Origin of the sequence: Puniceibacterium confluentis (genome assembly GCF_007923445.1) — a bacterium.
Taxonomy (GTDB): domain Bacteria; phylum Pseudomonadota; class Alphaproteobacteria; order Rhodobacterales; family Rhodobacteraceae; genus Puniceibacterium; species Puniceibacterium confluentis.
In genome coordinates this window covers 76908-94423 of record NZ_VOJI01000008.1, presented here as the reverse complement: position 1 = coordinate 94423, position 17516 = coordinate 76908, and the positions used below count along the sequence as shown (strand labels likewise).

General features: G+C 63.9%; 18 protein-coding genes. 7 read left to right on the top strand and 11 right to left on the bottom strand.

Annotated elements, in window-relative coordinates; all coding sequences use genetic code 11:
• The first annotated feature begins 92 nt into the window (after positions 1–92).
• The 4 genes from FOY53_RS10835 (at position 93) to FOY53_RS10820 (ending at position 4202) form a co-directional block, all read left to right on the top strand.
• On the top strand, positions 93–1079 hold the full coding sequence (locus tag FOY53_RS10835; protein ID WP_146588654.1) for a Bug family tripartite tricarboxylate transporter substrate binding protein: 987 nt from the start codon (positions 93–95) through the stop codon (positions 1077–1079).
• Positions 1080–1152: 73 nt separating this feature from the next.
• Positions 1153–1602, top strand: coding sequence for a tripartite tricarboxylate transporter TctB family protein (locus FOY53_RS10830; protein ID WP_146588652.1), 450 nt, complete (start codon positions 1153–1155; stop codon positions 1600–1602).
• A 53-nt stretch (positions 1603–1655) separates the two neighbouring features.
• The gene (locus FOY53_RS10825; protein WP_146588650.1) at positions 1656–3179 is read left to right on the top strand and encodes a tripartite tricarboxylate transporter permease; all 1524 of its coding nucleotides are present in this window, start codon (positions 1656–1658) and stop codon (positions 3177–3179) included.
• Positions 3180–3185: 6 nt separating this feature from the next.
• Complete coding sequence (locus FOY53_RS10820; RefSeq protein WP_146588648.1) at positions 3186–4202, top strand: Ldh family oxidoreductase; 1017 nt, start codon at positions 3186–3188, stop codon at positions 4200–4202.
• Here FOY53_RS10820 and FOY53_RS10815 read toward each other — a convergent pair.
• Genes FOY53_RS10815 through FOY53_RS10800 form a run of 4 tightly spaced genes read right to left on the bottom strand, consistent with a single transcriptional unit; the run spans position 4199 to position 7981 of the window.
• Positions 4199–5461 (bottom strand): aminotransferase class V-fold PLP-dependent enzyme, encoded by a 1263-nt coding sequence (locus FOY53_RS10815; RefSeq protein WP_146588645.1) that lies wholly within the window; start codon positions 5459–5461, stop codon positions 4199–4201. The two genes, FOY53_RS10820 and FOY53_RS10815, sit on opposite strands and share 4 nt — an antisense overlap.
• Before the next feature lie 16 nt (positions 5462–5477).
• Entirely contained in the window at positions 5478–5948 is a 471-nt protein-coding gene (locus tag FOY53_RS10810; protein WP_146588643.1) for a PaaI family thioesterase, read from the bottom strand.
• Positions 5948–6754, bottom strand: a complete 807-nt coding sequence (locus tag FOY53_RS10805) for an enoyl-CoA hydratase (protein ID WP_342784215.1) — start codon at positions 6752–6754, stop codon at positions 5948–5950. Before FOY53_RS10805 ends, FOY53_RS10810 begins: the two co-directional genes overlap by 1 nt.
• 3 nt (positions 6755–6757) lie before the next feature.
• Complete coding sequence (locus FOY53_RS10800) at positions 6758–7981, bottom strand: CaiB/BaiF CoA transferase family protein (protein WP_246107355.1); 1224 nt, start codon at positions 7979–7981, stop codon at positions 6758–6760.
• A 113-nt stretch (positions 7982–8094) separates the two neighbouring features.
• Between FOY53_RS10800 and FOY53_RS10795 the strand changes: the two genes are divergently transcribed.
• Together FOY53_RS10795 and FOY53_RS10790 are read left to right on the top strand one after the other, a co-directional pair.
• The gene (locus FOY53_RS10795) at positions 8095–8793 is read left to right on the top strand and encodes a GntR family transcriptional regulator (protein WP_246107354.1); all 699 of its coding nucleotides are present in this window, start codon (positions 8095–8097) and stop codon (positions 8791–8793) included.
• A 28-nt stretch (positions 8794–8821) separates the two neighbouring features.
• On the top strand, positions 8822–10345 hold the full coding sequence (locus tag FOY53_RS10790) for a malonate--CoA ligase (protein WP_146588637.1): 1524 nt from the start codon (positions 8822–8824) through the stop codon (positions 10343–10345).
• A gap of 29 nt (positions 10346–10374) precedes the next feature.
• On the opposite strand, the gene FOY53_RS10785 is transcribed toward FOY53_RS10790, so the two are convergent.
• The 3 genes from FOY53_RS10785 to FOY53_RS10775 form a co-directional block, all read right to left on the bottom strand.
• Positions 10375–10563 carry a hypothetical protein gene (locus tag FOY53_RS10785; RefSeq protein ID WP_146588636.1) on the bottom strand — a complete coding sequence of 63 codons (189 nt, stop codon included), beginning with the start codon at positions 10561–10563 and terminating at the stop codon, positions 10375–10377.
• A 47-nt stretch (positions 10564–10610) separates the two neighbouring features.
• Positions 10611–10835 carry a DUF1127 domain-containing protein gene (locus FOY53_RS10780; protein WP_146588634.1) on the bottom strand — a complete coding sequence of 75 codons (225 nt, stop codon included), beginning with the start codon at positions 10833–10835 and terminating at the stop codon, positions 10611–10613.
• A gap of 205 nt (positions 10836–11040) precedes the next feature.
• On the bottom strand, positions 11041–12225 hold the full coding sequence (locus tag FOY53_RS10775; protein ID WP_146588632.1) for a LysR family transcriptional regulator: 1185 nt from the start codon (positions 12223–12225) through the stop codon (positions 11041–11043).
• Between the two features lie 215 nt (positions 12226–12440).
• Between FOY53_RS10775 and FOY53_RS10770 the strand changes: the two genes are divergently transcribed.
• Entirely contained in the window at positions 12441–13175 is a 735-nt protein-coding gene (locus FOY53_RS10770) for a PIG-L deacetylase family protein (RefSeq protein WP_146588630.1), read from the top strand.
• 172 nt (positions 13176–13347) lie between these two features.
• Here the strand turns inward: FOY53_RS10770 and FOY53_RS10765 are convergent, their stop codons facing one another.
• The 4 genes from FOY53_RS10765 to dctP all read right to left on the bottom strand — a co-directional run bounded on the left by FOY53_RS10765 (position 13348) and on the right by dctP (position 17510).
• Positions 13348–14055, bottom strand: a complete 708-nt coding sequence (locus tag FOY53_RS10765; RefSeq protein WP_146588628.1) for a GntR family transcriptional regulator — start codon at positions 14053–14055, stop codon at positions 13348–13350.
• 150 nt (positions 14056–14205) lie between these two features.
• Positions 14206–14994 (bottom strand): HpcH/HpaI aldolase family protein, encoded by a 789-nt coding sequence (locus FOY53_RS10760; RefSeq protein WP_146588626.1) that lies wholly within the window; start codon positions 14992–14994, stop codon positions 14206–14208.
• Complete coding sequence (locus FOY53_RS10755; RefSeq protein WP_146588625.1) at positions 14991–16427, bottom strand: FAD-binding oxidoreductase; 1437 nt, start codon at positions 16425–16427, stop codon at positions 14991–14993. The genes FOY53_RS10760 and FOY53_RS10755 overlap by 4 nt, the downstream gene beginning before the upstream one ends.
• Positions 16428–16502: 75 nt before the next feature.
• Positions 16503–17510, bottom strand: a complete 1008-nt coding sequence (gene dctP / locus FOY53_RS10750; RefSeq protein WP_146588623.1) for a TRAP transporter substrate-binding protein DctP — start codon at positions 17508–17510, stop codon at positions 16503–16505.
• Positions 17511–17516: the final 6 nt, after the last annotated feature.

Below are 17516 nucleotides of genomic sequence, written 5' to 3'. Positions count from 1 at the left end.
CCCGGACATCGTCATCCGGGCAAGAAGATCCACCGCGACACAGTCCTTGAGGAGGGGCGTTGCGGTGGCACTACGAAACCAGGGAGGATAAAATGTTCAACATCAACAACACATGGCTGCGCAACAGCCTTTGCGCGACGCTGGTCGCCGCGCCGGTGGCATTCGCGGCACCGACTTACGCTCAGGAAGTCTATCCGTCGGCGGATGAGACGCTCGACTGGACGATCGCGTTTGGTCCCGGCGGCGGCAATGACATCATGGCCCGCACGATCATCGACATCCTGAAAAAATACGAGCTTTATCCGGGCGACATTTCGCCGGAGAACCGCGCCGGCGGGTCTGGCGCTGTTGGCTGGGGTTATCTTTACGGTCAGTCGGGCAATCCGTACGGCATCTCGACCACGTCGGGCAGTTTTGTCACCACACCGCTACAGGCGGACACGCCGTGGCAGCCGTCCGACTTCACCCCCGTCGCGCTGTTGGCAACCGACGACCTTGTGCTGGTGGTGAATGGCTCGTCCGAGATCCAGAATATCGAGCAGTTCATCGCCGCAGCCAACGCAGGCCCGATGAACATCGGTGGCACCGGTACCGTGAACGTCGACTTCATCGTGCCCACCCTGTTTGCCGAAAAGGCCGGGTTCGAATTCGAATACGTGTCGTTCAACTCGATGGCCGACCAGACCACGGCGCTGTTGTCGGACGCGCTGGATGCAATGGTCGGGAACCCGGGCGAGATCCTCGGCATGATCGATTCCGGTGATCTGCGCCCACTGGTCTATTCCGGAGCTTCGGTGCCAGCCGCGCTCGAAGGTGTTCCGACCATGGGTGACCTTGGCTATGACATCGGAGTGTCGATGCCGCGCGGCCTGATACTGGCGCCCGAGGTGCCTGCCGCCGTGCAGGACTGGTGGATTGCGACGATGAAAAAAGTCGTCGAGACGCCGGAATGGGCGGACTACATCAAGACAAACACGCTGACGCCCACCGTGATCTACGGAGAAGACTTCCGCACCTTCCTGAACAACACCAAGGACGGTTTCGAGGTGGTCCTGAGGTCGGTCGGCGCCATCGACTGATCTGAAGCAACAGCCACCAGGACCGCCCGCGCAGGGAATTTGCGGTCGGTCCGGCCTTATCAGGATACACCTCATGCGGATCGCATTCCTGCTCGCTGTGCTCGCGGGCGGCACCTACTATACCTACGTGGCCTTTGCGGATCTGAACTTTCTGACCCGCACCGGAAGACTGGGGCCCGGGTTCTTTCCACGCAGCATAGGAGTGATGATCGTGCTGCTGACGATCTGGGCCCTCAGCGATGCCCTGCGGCAAGGGCGCGGCGATCAGGCCGATGCCGGACGCTGGCGCGACGTGGTGATGCTCATGGCTCTGGCGGTCTGCTATGCGGTGACGCTGCGGGTGTTCGGGGGTTTCCTGGCCACCGTCATCTACCTTGCGGTCACGCTGGCGGTCCTGAACCGGGGCCGACCGGTGCAGAATGCCCTGTTGTCGGTCATTGTGCCGGTCGTGATCTATCTGCTTTTCGATCGGGTGCTGAATGCCAGCATGCCGCCGGGACTCGTCGACATTCTGCCAATCTGAGACAGGACAGGGCGGTGCCGACGCACGGCGAACCGCCAACAGGAGCGACTTAAATGGACGTATTCGGTGATCTGTTGATGGGGCTTTCGATCGCCATCACCCCGATCAACATGCTGTACCTTCTGATCGGCGCCATTGTCGGCATGGTCGTCGGCGTGATTCCCGGCTTCGGGCCGTCGGCGGGGCTGGCGATCCTGCTGCCGGTGACCTTTGGCATGGACCCGACCGGCGCGATCATGATGCTGGCCGCGATCTATTACGGCGCGATGTACGGCGGCACGATCACGTCGATCCTGCTGAACACCCCGGGTGAAAGCGCCACGGTGGCAAGCACCTTTGACGGCTATCCGCTGGCCAAGAAGGGCAGGGCAGGCCCGGCGCTGGTGATGCAGGCGGTGGCCTCTTTCGTCGGCGGAACCGTCGGTGTGATCCTGATCACCATTCTGGCACCGATGTTCTCGCAGGTGTCGCGCAGTTTCGGACCGCCCGAGTATTTCCTGCTGGCGATGATGGGCATGCTCACCCTTGTGGTGATGATCGGCACGAACTGGAAACTGGGCCTGATCTCGGCGCTGATCGGTTTTGCGCTCGGCACGGTCGGGGTCGATCTGGAAACCGGGCAGGGGCGCTATACCTTCGGGTCCGCCGAACTGATCGGCGGCATCTACTTCATCCCGGTTGCCATCGGCCTGTTCGGGCTGGGCGAATTGTTCTATTCCTTTTACGTCGGCATGCACAGATCCGGCAGCGGCGGCATCGTGCAGTACGACAAGGAAGCCTCGTTCTGGCCGTCGGCAGAAGACTTTCTGACCACGCGGATGACCATGGTGCGCGGTTCGATCCTGGGCTTTGTGGTCGGGGTGATTCCCGGGGCAGGCGCGACCATCGCCTCGCTCATGGCCTATTCCACGGAACGGTCGGTGTCCAAGGCCCCGGAAAAGTTCGGCACCGGCGAGATGGCCGGGCTGGTCGCACCCGAGACCGCGAACAACGCGGCCTCGTCCGGCGCGATGATCCCGCTGCTGACGCTGGGCATTCCGGGGTCGGCCTCGACCGCGGTCCTGCTGGCTGCCTTCATGCTGTGGGGGCTGCGGCCCGGACCGCTGTTCATGGAGCAGAACCCGGAACTGGCCTGGGGACTGATCGCGTCGATGTACCTCGGCAACATGATCCTGCTGGTCATCAGCATCTTCGCCATCCCGCTGTTTGTGCAGATCATCAAGGTCCCGTACCGCATTCTCGGCCCGATTGTCGTGGTGATCTGCACTCTTGGCACCTTTAGCGTGCATGCCTCGTTCATCGAGACCTATCTGATGTTCGCGGCCGGCATCATCGGCTTTTTCATGCGGCTCTACGGATTTTCCCCCGCCGCACTGGTACTGGCACTGGTCCTCGGACCGCTGGCCGAAGAGGCGCTGCGGCAGACACTGACGATCTCGCGCGGGTCCGGGATGATTTTCCTCGAACGTCAGGCATCCCTGTGGATCATCGGCGTGACCATCGTCCTGGTGATCGTTCTTCCGTTGATGAGCCGATACGGCAGGTCGTCCGGCACTGCCGAAAAGGCCGGGACCTGACGGGTCATGACCCTCACCGAGCAGCAGACACGCGACCTGGTGCGCCGCGCCTTTGTCGGCGTCGGCGTGCCGGACACAGCGGCGGATGACGCCGCCGAAGTGCTGACCCTGGCCGAGATGATGGGCATCAGGACGCACGGGCTCAACCGCGTGCTTGTCTATGCCGACCGCATCGCGGGCGGTGGGATCGACCCGCGGGCCGAGGCGGTGATCTCAGCACCGGCACCCGCGCTGCGGCAGGTACAGGGCAACAATGGCCTGGGCCCGGCAATAGCCCACCGTGCATTGATCGCGGCCATGGGGGCGGCGCGCGACCTGGGCCTCGGCGCGGCCTTTGTCCGGGGCGGCACCCATGTCGGCGCACTGGCACCCTATCTGTGGATCGCCGCCGAGGCCGGTTTTGCCTGCGTCATGACCTCGACCACAGCGGCGATGATTGCCCCGGCCGGCGGGCGGGGTGCGATGATCGGAAACAACCCGCTGGGCATCGCCGTGCCGGATCCGGGCGGGGCGCATGTGATTCTGGACATGGCCCTGTCGGTCGCTGCGCGATCGCGCGTGCGGGCGGCGGCCGAGACAGGCAGGGAAATTCCGGAGAGCTGGGCCACCGATGCCGAAGGCCGCCCGACCACCGATCCGGCCGCGGCGATGCAGGGGCTGATGCGGGCGATCGGCGGGGACAAGGGCGCGAACCTGGCCCTTTGCCTCGATCTGATGGCCGCCGGGCTGTCAGGGGCGGCAATGCTGTCGGACATCGGCACGGCCGCTGCGGCGCGGGACACGCCGCAGAACCTTGGCCAGATGATCCTGCTGGTCGACACCCGCCGGTTGCTGCCCGAAGAAACGCTGTCAGAGCGGATGCAGCAAGCCCGGGACAGCGTGACGCAAAGCGTTGCCATTGATCCGTCCCAGCCGGTGCGCATGCCCGGAGACCGGGCACTGCGCGCGTTGTGCGATGCCCGGGCCAACGGTCTGAGCCTGCCCGACGACCTGCTGGACAGGCTCGGCCAACTGGCTGGCTAGGGCATCGCCGCCTCGGTGATTTCGCGCATGGCTTGCAGGAACTGCGCCACTTCGGCCTCGGTGTTGTAGTGACACAGGGACACCCGCACCGCCCCGGTCATCCCAAGCGGATCGAGGATATTGCCCGAATAGTGGTCCGCCTTGCGGGTGTGGGTGCGGATGCCGCGTGTGCGCAGCTGTGTCACCACGTCAGGGGCTTCCATCCCCGCGACGGCGAGAGAGACAAGACCTTCGCGGCGCGGATTGTCGATCCCGCCGATGACCGTGACCGTCGGCATGCCGGCCAGTCCGGTCTGGTTGCCGGTGCCGTGCAGCATCGCATTTGTCAGGGTTTCCTCATGCGCATGGATCGCCGCGCCCGCGGCCACGATCCGTGCGCGGCGATCCGTGGCGTCGCTGACACAACCGCCAAGCCAGTCAAAGTAGTCCACCACATCCGAAAAGGTCGCATATGCGCCGGTGTCGCGGGTGCCGAGTTCCCAGGGTTCGCCGGGGGCGTTCAGCAGGTGATCGTGCGGCAACGCTGCGAGACGGTCGGACAACCAGGCAACGCCGTAGCCGTGGCGCGAGAACACCTTGTACGGTGAGATCACATAGCCATCAATATCATAGCTTTCGATGTCCAGCCGCCCGTGCGCAGCGTGCTGTATGCCATCGACGATGATAAAGCAGTCGGGCGCGACCGCGCGTATGGCACTGGCCACCGAAGCCACGTCGATCGACATGCCGGACACCGGTGAGGTGTGCAGAATCGTCGCCACCTGGGTGTCGGGCGTCAGCGCGGGAATATAGGCCTCGGCGTCAATCGACCCGGTTGCAGGATCATGTGCGACAATGATGTGTGGCTTGTGCGCGATTTCGGCCCATTTTGCCGCGGCGCTGCGGCTGGCGGGATGCTCTACCGTTGCGCTGATGACGCGCCCGGCAGGCGTGCCGAGGCAGGCGGTGCGGATCAGCCGGAACAGCAGTTCGGTGCCGCTTTCCCCGACTATAAATTGGCCGCGGGGTGCGTTGAACATCACCCCCATGTCTGCTTTGGCCTTGTCGATCATCGCGACAAGGGCGTGCGCGGCCGGGTTGTCGCGGCCCTGATTGTCGGGGATCGCGGCCATCCTGGCCGAGGTCTCGACCACGGAATTCAGCGTCAGCGCACCGCCGGCGTTTTCAAAGAACACCCGCGGACCATCGAACGGACAGGTATCGACATGGGCGAAACGGGCGCGCACCTCTTCGAGAAGTGCAGGCGAAATAGTGGACATCAGTTATCCTTTGACGTCAGGAATTGGGCATCTTCCAGGTTGCGGTGCATTGCGCGGCAAGTTTGCCGTCAGGGCCGTACAGGTGGCTTTCCATGAACGACAGGCTGCGCCCGCGCTTGGTGAACCGACCCTCGCAGGTGACGGTGCCGGACAACACCGGTCGCATGAACTGCACTTTCATTTCGATTGTGGCGCCGGGGCCTGCGACCTTGTTGACGAGGTGTCCCATCGAGATGTCCATTGCCGAGGCCATCGCACCTCCGTGCAGCGACCCCTGCGGGTTTCTGAGCAGGTCCGTCACCTCGAACGTCAGGCGGCAGCTGTCCTTTTCGGCGTCGGGCGCCTCTGGTGGCAGATATTCAAAGCTCAGGCCCAGGAAGCGCGCGAAGAAGAATGTCTCAAAGGCCTGTGCGTGCCCGGCAAGCGCGGTTTCGAAATGGGCGCGGGCGGCGTCTTCGTCCAGACGCCTGGGCGCTGTGTCCGTCATCAGGCCCCCACGAAATTGGGTTTGCGTTTCTCAAGAAAGGCGCGGCGGCCTTCGATATAGTCCTGGCTGTCAAAGCAGGCCTTCACCCGTGCGTCACACTCTGCCAGGTTGGTTTCACTTTCGGGCAGAAGCGTCTGGCCGACGATGTATTTCACCGACTCCACCGTCATCGGGGCATTGGCGGCGATCATCTTTGCCGTCTCTTCGGCGGCTTCGGCCACCTTGCTGTCCTCGACCACGCGATTGACAAGACCCATGCTGCGCGCCTCTTCGGCGTTGAACCGGCGGGCGGTATAGAAGATTTCCTTGGCAAAGGACGGACCAACCACATCAACCAGCCGCTTGAGCCCTGCATACCCGTACCCGAGCCCAAGTTTCGCCGCGGGCACCGCAAAGTTCGATCCCTCGCCGCAGATCCGCAGATCGCAGCACAGCGACAGCGCGACGCCGCCGCCGACGCAGAAACCGTCGATCTGGGCGATTGTCGGCTTGGGAAAGGCTTCGACCAGGTCATAGACGCGCTTGGTCGCGGCGTTGTAATGGGCCACGGCCTCGGCGCTGGCGCGCTCGGTTTCGAACTTCGACACGTCGGCACCCGAAACGAATGCCTTGCCGCCCGCGCCGGACAGAATGAGGATGCGGACGCTGTCGTCAGCCGCAAAGCGGGTGACGGCCGCTTCGACCGCCTCCCACATCTCGAGCGAGACGGCATTTCGCTTTTCCGGCTGGTTGAAAATGATGCGGGCAATTTCGCCCGACTGTTCTGTGAGGATCTTGTCGGTCATGGCAGTGTCAGCTTTCTTGATCTTTCAGGTTGCACCCGAGGCTTTCATTTCGGCAATCTCGTCGCGGCTCAGGCCGATTTCCGTGAGAATTTCGGCGCTGTGCTGCCCGGCGGTCGGTGGCGGTGAGGCGATGCGACTGGGCGTGCGGCTCATCAGGATGGGCTGGCCGACGAGTTCGGTCGCACCGCGTTCCTGACTGACAAAGGGCTGGGCAAGGCCCAGATGACGGACCTGCTCACTGGCAAAGACCTGGCCGATGTCATTGATCTCTCCGGCGGGGACGCCTGCCTTGGTGAACAACGTGATCCAGTCGGCGGTCGCGCGGGTGAGGGTGATCGCCTCTATCTCTTTCCCCAGTGCGTCGCGATGCTCGGACCTGGCCGGCGCGGTGGCGTAGCGGGCGTCATCGTGCCAGTCAGGGCGGTCCATCACCTCGCAGAACTTGGCCCAGATGGTGTTGCCGGTCACGGCGATGTTCATGTGGCCGTCACTGGTCCTGAACACCCCGGTGGGAATGGATGTCGGATGGTTGTTGCCGGCCTGTCCGGGCACCACGCCATCCATCAGAAAGCGTGCGGCCTGAAAATCCAGCATGAACACCTGTGCCTGCAACAGCGACGTCTGCACCCACTGTCCCTTGCCGGATTGTGCCCTTTCAAACAGCGCAATCAGAATGCCCTGAGCCGCGAACAACCCGGCGCACAGATCCGCGATCGGGATGCCCGCGCGCATCGGGCCCGCCCCCGGTTCGCCGGTGATCGACATGAGCCCGCCCATGCCCTGCGCGATCTGGTCAAACCCCGGGCGATCGGCCAACGGGCCGTCCTGTCCGAACCCCGAGATCGAGGCGTAGACCAGCCGCGCATTGGTTCTGGACAGCGTGTCGTAATCAATGCCGAGACGGTTCTTTACGTCGGGGCGGAAATTTTCGACGATCACATCGGCGCTGTCTGCCAGCTTGCGGAACGCGTCCAGCCCGGCGGCGGTCTTGAGGTCCAGAGTCAGGCTGCGCTTGTTGCGATGCAAATTCTGAAAATCGGGGCCGGACCGCGGGCCGCCGAACTGGGCGGTGTCCACGGGGGCCTCGATCTTGATCACATCCGCGCCCCAGTCCGCCAGTTGCCGCACGCAGGTGGGCCCCGATCTGACGCGTGTGAGGTCAAGAACCCGCAGTCCGGCCAGGGCCGCTTTCCCGGGACTCGGGGCCCCGGACATGTTGTCGGGTACAGGTTCCGCAGGCTGTGACATGCTGGCTCCTCTCAGGGAAGATCTGCTGTTATAAGCTTTAGGTCATGCTCCCTCTCATGACAATAAGAATGTTAAATGTTGACAAAATTGCGCAAATCGGACCAAGAAAGTTCATGACCATGACCGGACAATCCATAGGGCACCGACGTGTGACGCTGGCGGGCGAAGTCCGCCTGGAACTCGAGCGGATGATCGTCGAGGGCGACCTAGCGGGCGGCGAAAAGATGAACGAACTGGCGCTGTCCAATGCGATGGGAGTCAGCCGCGGCACGGTGCGCGAAGCGATCAGGTCGCTGGCGGATTCCGGGTTGATCGACCTGATCGCCAATCGCGGCGCCTATGTGCACAAGACGACCCTCGCTGAAGTGCGCAACCTCTATGATCTGCGCGGCGCGGTGTTCGCCATGGCCTGCGCGGCCTCGGCGCGATGCGTCAGGGAAGGCAGCGAACGCACCTTGCCCAAATCTCTGGAGCGCAACCTGACGCAGATGCAGGCCGCCGCGGACCGGGCCGACAGCGCGCGGTACTATGCGCTCAACATTGAATTCCATGATCTGCTGCTGCACGGCGCGGGCAATCACAAGGCCAAGATGATCTACGACAACCTGGTCAAGGAAATGCACATGTATCGCCGCAAGGGCCTGTCGGTGCCGACCAACATGGACCGGTCGCTGGAAGAGCATCGCGCCATCACCGCAGCGGTGGTTGCCGGCGACGTCGAAGGCGCCAGAACCGCCGCGCATCACCACATCAGTGCGGGCTTTGCCCGGTACATGACCATCGCGGAGCAGGATACGGACCCGACCGGATGATTGCCTGCCGACAGACCTGAGGGACCCCATGACCAACCCGTTGTTCGACGCTCTTTTCGCCCCGCATTCCGGCCGCGACACCGTGTTTCTCCGCCACCCGGGCGGCGGGATCACCACCCATTCCGATTTTCTGAACCAGGCGGCACGCCTTGCCAATGCGCTGACTTCGCTGGGTGTGAGGCCGGGTGACCGCGTCGCGGTGCACATCCAGAAGTCGGCAGCGGCGCTGGCGCTCTATGCCGGGTGCGTGCAGGCGGGGGCTGTGTTCTTGCCACTGAACACAGCCTACACAGCGGCAGAACTGGCGTATTTTGTCGGCGACAGCGGCGCCGCGCTGTTTGTCTGCGATCCCGAAGAAGCGCAGGACTTGACGGCCATCGCCGACGCGAACGGCTGCCCGTTGCAGACACTTGCGGGTGACGGCAGCGGCACGCTTGCGGATCTGGCGGCATTGCAGGATCCCGTGTTTGATACCGTGGCGCGGGGCGAGGACGACCTTGCCGCGCTGCTCTATACCTCGGGCACCACGGGTCGGTCCAAGGGCGCGATGCTGACCCACCGCAATTTGCTGTCAAACGCCCAGTCGCTGGTCGAAGGCTGGCACTTTACCGCGGACGACGTTCTGTTGCATGCGCTGCCGATCTTTCACAGCCACGGTCTGTTTGTGGCCACCAACGTGATGCTGCTCGCGGGCGGGGCGATGATCTTTCTGCCCAGGTTCGATCTGGACACAGTGCTCGCCGGGCTTCCCGAAGCGACTGCGATGATGGGCGTGCCGACCTTCTACACCCGGCTTCTGGACGATCCGCGCTTTGATCGGGCTCTGACCCGCCACATGCGGGTGTTCATCTCGGGATCCGCGCCGCTGTTGGCCGAAACCCACGAGCGGTTTCAGGCGCGCACCGGCCACCGGATTCTCGAACGCTACGGCATGACGGAAACCAGCATGAACACCTCGAATCCCTACGAGGGCGAGCGTCGCGCCGGCACGGTGGGCTTTGCCTTGCCGGGTGTCGAAGTCAAGGTCTGCGATCCGGAAACCGGGGCCACCTTGCCGCGGGGAGAGATCGGCGTGCTGGAAGTGCGCGGGCCGAATGTGTTCAAGGGGTATTGGCGGATGCCGGAAAAAACTGCCGAGGAGTTGCGGGCGGACGGATACTTTATCACCGGTGACCTGGCGCAGATCGACGCCGACGGTTATGTCTGCATCGTCGGCCGCAGCAAGGATCTGATCATTTCCGGCGGCTACAACATCTACCCGAAAGAAATCGAGTTGTTTCTGGATGCCCTGGACGGGGTGCAGGAAAGCGCGGTGATCGGCGTCCCGCACCCGGATTTTGGCGAAAGCGTTGTGGCGGTGCTGGTGCCGCAGCCGGGCGCGGCGCTGGATCTGGTCAGGATCAAAGCGGCGGTTGATCGGGATCTGGCCCGGTTCAAGCGGCCGCAGCGGGTCGAGATTGTAGAGTCGTTGCCGCGCAACGCGATGGGCAAGGTTCAGAAAAACCAGTTGCGCGACCGCTACCGACAGATCTTCCAGTTGGCCGAGAGCTGACCACCGCGCCGAAACAGGGCAGGGTGCGCCTAAGCGGCGTTCACCCTGTCCACGATCCGGACAATGGTCGGCCCATCGAGGCGGCGGCCAGACGTTTCCCAGCGGTCGCACTCATCCTGAACGGCTCGCGCCCAGCGGAAAGCTGCAGCAAGTTTTGACACAAAGCTCAGAGACACGCCGAATAGGCGCACCGGCGGGTGGTTGGTCACTGTTTCCATGATGGTTTCCTTTGGTCATCCATGCGGCAATACGTTGTCGCCAGAAATTAAAAGCCCGATTGCTGGACAGTCTTGCGCGCCAGCGCAGGAATGCCGGACCGCGAGATGCCGAGATCGGCAAGGTTGCGGTCAGACAGCGCCGACAGTTCGCGCTCGGTTTTCCGGACCAGCGAATTGCGCTGCCAGAGGCCGGACAGCACGGCGCGGGCGCTGTGCAGAGTTGCGAAATGAACCGGGCGGAAGGGAGCGGAGACGGTATTGAGATGAGCCATTTCAGGCCTCCTCGAAGAATGTTTCTGTTGCAGTATAAATCGGCGAGGTGGCGACCCGGAACAACCGACAAAAGCGGGATGCTGCTATGCAGCATCGCGAACGCAGACACCGCTCAAGGCTGAAACGCGGCCTGTCCCCGCGCCGACCCGGGTGAGCGCGCAGACCGCCATGTTGCCGGTGCAAGTCCATCAAGATACGAAAAAGTCAGCCTTTTTCCTGCCGCGCCTCGGTTGCCGCCTCACGGATCAGGTCGAGCAACAGCGCCTGGCCCCGGGTGGGCACCCACCCCGCACGGGTGGTCAGCCCGATGGGCCGCCTGTCCCAGTCCACGTCGACACTCATGCGGGCCAGCAGACCCTTTGAAATCTCGGCGTCCGCCTGGGCGGTCGAGATACAGCCAAGGTGATCGCTCCCCAGAAGGATTTCGCGCAGAAGCAGGACAGAGCCTGTTTCGATGATGCTGGCAGGGGCGGCGCCGTCGGCAAAACAGGCGTCAAATTGCGCCCGGGTCGGCGTGCCCTTGCGCGCCACCACCCATGCCATCCGGGCAAGGATTGCGGGAGTCAGACCGGGACAATCGGCAAGCGGGTGCCCCGGGCGGCACACGATTGTCAGCCGGTCGCTGAACAGCGGCTCCTGCACAACGTCCGAAATCGGCAGCGGATCCCGCAGAGCACCCAGAATGAAATCGATGTCGCCACGCCGCAGTCCGCTCAGAAGTTCGCTGTAAAGGCCGTCGATCACCGTGATGTCCTGCACCGGTCGGCGGGTACGGAACCGGGTCAGCGCCCGGGGCAGAATGACCGAACGCGACAGCGGCAGTGCGCCCACGACGATGCGTCCGACCTCGCGACCGTCGAGTTCGGCCAGATCGGCGTCGGCCTGATCCAGTTCTGCCAGGGCAAGCTGCGCCCGCAGGCTCAGGTTTCGGGCCTGGCGAGTAGGGATCATGCCGAAAGAGGTCCGTTCGAACAGGGCACGGCCCGCTTCGCGTTCCAGTTGCGACACCGCACGGTGCACGGTGGGCTGAGCGAGGTTGAGGCGTCGGGCCGCCAGCGTGTAATTCTCGGTTTCGCGAACGGCGATCAGCGCATTGAGCTGGGCAAAGGTCGCGGTCAGGACGAGCCGGGGTGACACGTCTTCGAGCGCTGCGTCGAGCATCGCACAGGCGCGCCGGACCCGGTCCAGCAGCACATCGCCACGCGCCGTGGTGAAGAAACCGCGCCGGGTTCGGTCGAACAACGCCCCGCCGGCGTTCTGTTCGAGCTTGTTCAACGCCTGTGTCACCGCCGGTTGCGAGACGCGGCATCTGTCGGCGGCCTGCGTGACCGACCCGGTTTCGGCCACGGCCAGAAACACCCTGAGATGGCGCAGATTGCGCGAGATCACAGGCTGCGCCCCGACATCGCTCTGCCAGGCGGTGGCCTTCGGGTTTCTGCTCTGCCTCGCATCCGCGTCGTTCCTGCCTGCCTTCGCATCTGAACCTCAAGCCCCAATACACGCAGGCGGGTCGGCATAGCCACAAGTTATAACGGGGAACGGCAATTCAATTGGTGGTTCGCCGCCGGGACGTGGAAGGATGCGCGAAAATCCAGGAGCCCCCCATGCCCGCCAAGAAGACCGCCCTCGTCATTTCCGCTCATGCCGCAGATTTTGTCTGGCGCTGCGGCGGTGCCATCGCTCTCCATGCCGAACAGGGCTATGAGGTAACGGTCCTCTGCCTGTCCTTCGGGGAACGGGGTGAAAGCGCGAAACTCTGGAAACAAGAGGGCATGACCCTCGACCGGGTCAAGGACGTGCGCCGCGCCGAGGCCGAGACGGCGGCCGAAGCGCTGGGTGTACACGAGCTTGTCTGCCTCGATCTCGGTGACTACCCCCTGGATTTCAGCCGCGAAAACAAGATGAAGATTGTCGACGTGATCCGACAGGTGCAGCCGGATTTTATGCTGAGCCATTCGCAATACGACCCCTACAACACGGACCACATGAACACGACCAACGCGGTGCTGGAGTGCCGGATGATCGCCCAGGCCTGGGGGCACAACCCCGGCGAAAACGTGCTGGCGGCACCACAGCTTTACCTGTTCGAACCGCACCAGACCGAGCAGATGGGCTGGAAACCCGACACGTTTCTGGACATCACCCCGGTCTGGAGCAAGAAAAGGGCCGCAATCGAGGCGATGCAGGGCCAGGAACACCTGTGGGAATTCTACACCCGCGTCGCCCAGCAGCGTGCCAATCATTTCAAGCGCAATTCCGGCGGCATGTCCGGCGGACGCGACTGCAAATTCGCCGAAGGGTTCCAGTCGGTCTTTCCGAGGACGGTCGATCAACTCTGAGCGGTTGCGGCCCGGACCGGCGGCCACCCGTTTGAATGTGACCCACGGCGCGGTGCCACTGAAATATTGATCAACGGCCGCCCTCCGGGCATCCTGAGACACGCCCTAGGTTGCCGCACGGCACCAGAATTGGTCGGCGGCCCTGCGCCTCTCTGCGGATATGCGCCCGGGCTCAGTTCTCTCGGGTGTTCGGTTCGCCCGACGGAGGGCCCAGGTGCCCATCGGCAAGCGCCTCGCGATAGACGTCTTTTGTGTTCTGGATATGCAGCGCCAACAGTTCGACGAACGCCGTCATGTCCCCCGACTTCAGCATGTCGTGCATGGCATGATGTTGCTCGAGCGATTCCGTCCGGCGCGCGTCGTAGGGGGCCGTCACGTTCGAGCGCAGCGCGGAAATGCGCCCGGCAACCAGACCGAAGGCATCACTCAGATAGCTGTTGCCGCAATGTTCGAACGCCGCCCGGTGGAAATCGTTGTCCAGCAGGCTGTAGGCTAGGTGGTCCGCCTCACGCATGGCGGCATCCATGCGGTTCAGGATGGCCTGCATCGCCGAGAGATAGCTTTCGGCCGACACCCGCAGAGCGGCGTGCACCCCTTCGATTTCCAGGAACTGACGGTAATCACAGAGCTGTTCGATGTCCGACAGCGAGGTCTCGAAAACAAAGCTGCCCTTCTTCGGGCGGACGACGACCAGTCCTTCCTTGGACAGCAGCGCCATGGCATCCCGGATCGGCGTGCGCGAGACACCGAACTGGGCAACCAGCCGGTCTTCGGAGATGTTCTCGCCCAGCCGGAAGGAACCGGTCATGATCGCCTCGCGGACCTGATCCGCCACGATCTGCGTCAGCGAGGGCTGCGGTGCGATCCGCTTGATCGTCATGCCGTGGCCCCGGACAGGGGTCGTCGAGTCGGTGTGTGAATCGTCACCTGTCACCCTTTGCTTCTGCCACCGCGACGTTCCGACGAACCGTTGACTGCCAGAGGTAACATTAGCAGATTGCCCTCTGTTCACAAGCGGATCACCCCGGGATCAATAGACCGGGACCGTCGGCGCCGCCCTCTGACCGTCTCGCTCGGCCACAGAGCGTTGGACGCTTTCGATCAGCATCGAGACGTCGTTCACACCGATGACGAAGCGATACCCCAGTGTCTCCAGATCGGCCCAGTCGCGGCCCGCCCCGCGGATCGTGGCCAGCGGCATTCCGGCCTTGCCGGTGACCTCTTCGATCCGCGCCAGCAGCGCCTGTACCTCGTCGCTTTCCATGTCCTCGATATGTCCCGCGGAAGCCGCCAGATCGTTCGGGCCGATGAAGATCGCGCCGATGCCCTCGACCGCAACGATGTCCTCCAGGTTGGCCACCGCGTCGACGTGTTCGCACTGCAGCATGATCAGCACGTCGTCCCGCGCCTCCTGCCGGGCGTAACCGGTCCGCACACCCCAGTCCGAGGCCCGCAGGATCGGCGCGGCATAGCCCCGCCGTCCGAGTGGCGGATAAAGGAAGGACGCGACGATGGCCCGCGCCTGCGCGGCGGTGTTCACCATCGGTACGATAAAGGATTTGAAGCCGCGGTCGATCGCCCGCTTGATCGTGGTGTCCATGCCGTCCGGCAGACGCAGCACGACCTCGCCACCGGCGGATTCCACTGCGCGGGCGACCGCGACCCAGTCTTCGGTGTCGCCGATGCCGTGTTCGCCGTCGATCACGATGATGTCCCAGCCGTGGCGCACCATGATTTCCGCAACGTCCGGGTTGGCCAGTTCCGCCCAGGCGGCGGTGATCATTCCGCCCTTTGCCATACGCGCCTTGAGTGTGTTCATGTCGCAGTCTCCGCGATGTCGATGACCTTGCCCGGGTTGAGCAGGTGCAGGGGGTCGAGCGCGCGCTTGAGGCGGCGCATCAGGTCGAGTTCCTCCGGCGTCCGGGTGTAGCCGAGGTATTTCTTTTTCAGCAGGCCGATGCCGTGTTCCGCCGATACCGTGCCGTGGAACTGGCGCACGGTGTCATAGACGATGCCGCTGATCGCATCCGTCGGCTGTATGTCGGCACCGCGCGACAGCGCAACGATGTGGATGTTGCCGTCACCGACATGGCCATAATAGACCGACAGCGCGTTCGGCACTTCGGCCAGCAGCCGGGCACGGCAGGTGGTGGCAAAATCATCCATCGCCCGCAGCGGCAGACCGATATCAAAGGCGCAGTGCGGCCCCAGGACAGTCCCGAATTCACCCGCCGCGTCGCGGGTCCGCCAGAAGGCGGCGACATCGCCCATGCTTTGCGACACCGTGGCGTCCGAGATGATCCCGTCCTCGAAGGCGGCTTCGATCCAGGACATGAACCGGGCGCCGTCGATGGTCTCGTCCAGCCCCTGCATCTCGACCAGCACATAGAACGCGTGCGGCCCGGTGATCGGTGCGCGCACGCCTTTGACCGATACCGTGGCCTCGTGCCAGTAGTCGGGCCACATCACTTCGAAGGCCGACAGCATCGGGCCCAGCCCGCGCCGCGCCGCGGCCAGCAGCTTCACCACGCCGTCGTAGCTGTCCACGCCACACAAAGCGGCATGTGTGCAGCCGGGTTTCGGATGCAGACGCAGCACCGCGCGGGTGATGATCCCCAGGGTGCCCTCGGAACCCATGACCAGCTGCTTCAGATCATAGCCGGTGTTGTTCTTCATCATCTTGTTCAGGCCGGTGACCAGGGTGCCGTCGGCCAGCACGTATTCCAGCCCCAGCACCATCTCGCGGGCCATGCCGTAACGGATCACCCGGTTGCCGCCGGCATTGGTCGACAGGTTGCCGCCGATCTGGCAGGAACCGCGCGCCCCGAGATCCAGCGCCACAAAGAACCCGGCGTCGTCGGCGGCACGCTGGATCACTTCGAGCGGGGTGCCCGCGCGCACCGTCATGGTGGCGGCGTCGGCATCCAGTTCCTCGATGCCGGAGAACCGTTCGAGCGAGATCATCACCGCCCCGGCAATCGGATGCCCGCCGCCTGCCAGGCCGGTCAGGCCGCCCTGCGGCACCATGGCGACCCTGTGCGCGGCGCAGATTCCCACCGCAGCGGCGATGTCCCCGGGCGTATCCGGGCGCACCACCGCCAGCGGGCGCACCGGCCTGATATAACTGGTGTCCTGAAGATTGCGGGCCGGAATTTCGTCCCCCGCCAGCACGGCGGCAGCAGGCAGCCGGTCACGCAGCGCGCTCAGGCAGGCATCGGAACCGTGGACGGACGGGGCAGGGGTCGGCGGCATCTCGTGAGCTTTCTCGTGGAGTATAAGGGTGCCGCGCGACCCGGGAGAGAGAGGCCGCGCGGCGGGTCGTCAGGTTCAGTTGCCGCGCAGGGCCTTCAATTCCCCCATCAGCGCGTCAAAGTTCTCCCGGCCGACCGTCTCCATGCCGGCCTCGTAGACCGGAGCGACCAGCGCGCGCAGCTTGTCCATTTCTTCGGCGGACAATTCGGACACTTCCATGCCCTCGGCCTGCAACTCGGTCCTGGCCTGCTCGGTCACGGCACGCGACCTCGCGGTCTGTGCATCACGCGCGGTGTCGGCGCAGCTTTGAACCAGCGCCTGCTCGCCGGCATTCAGGCCGTCCCAGACCGTCTTGCCCATCAGCACCGGGGTCGGCGAATAAGCGTGGCGGGTCAGGGTCAGATACTTTTGCACCTCATAGAATTTCGATGCCTGGATCAGCGGCAGCGGGTTTTCCTGGCCATCGACAGCCCCTGTTTCCAACGCGGTAAAGACCTCGCCAAAGGCCATCGGCACCGGGTTGGCGCCCAGACGGCGGAAGGTGTCGAGGAAGATCGGGTTCTGCATCACGCGGAAGTTCAGACCTTCGAAATCCGACACCGCGTTGATCGCGTGTCTGCCGTTGGTGGCGTTGCGAAAACCGTTTTCCCAGATCGACAGCATCACCAGCCCGTGCTCGGGCATCTTTTCGGCGACGTAATCGAAATAGGGGCCGGTCATGATGGCGTCGACCTCGGCGTCCGAGGCAAACATGAACGGCAGTTCAAAGACGCTCATCGCCGGTTCGATGCCGCCGATCGCCGCCGCACCGGTGATCACCATCTCGATGGATCCCGAACGCACCGACTGCGTCGCCTCGGCATCGTCACCAAGCTGGCCATTGTAAAAGCCGCGCAGCTTCATCTTGCCGCCCGATCCGGCCTCGAGGCATTCCGACATGGCGTTGACGCCGGCCGACACGGGGTGATCTTCGGATGCGCCGTTGGACACCTTGAAGGTGTGGCTGTTGTAGTCGGCCAGTGCCGGCGCTGCAAAGGCGGTGGTGGTCAGCAGCGCGATGAGGCTGGTCTTCAAGGTCTTCATAAGTGG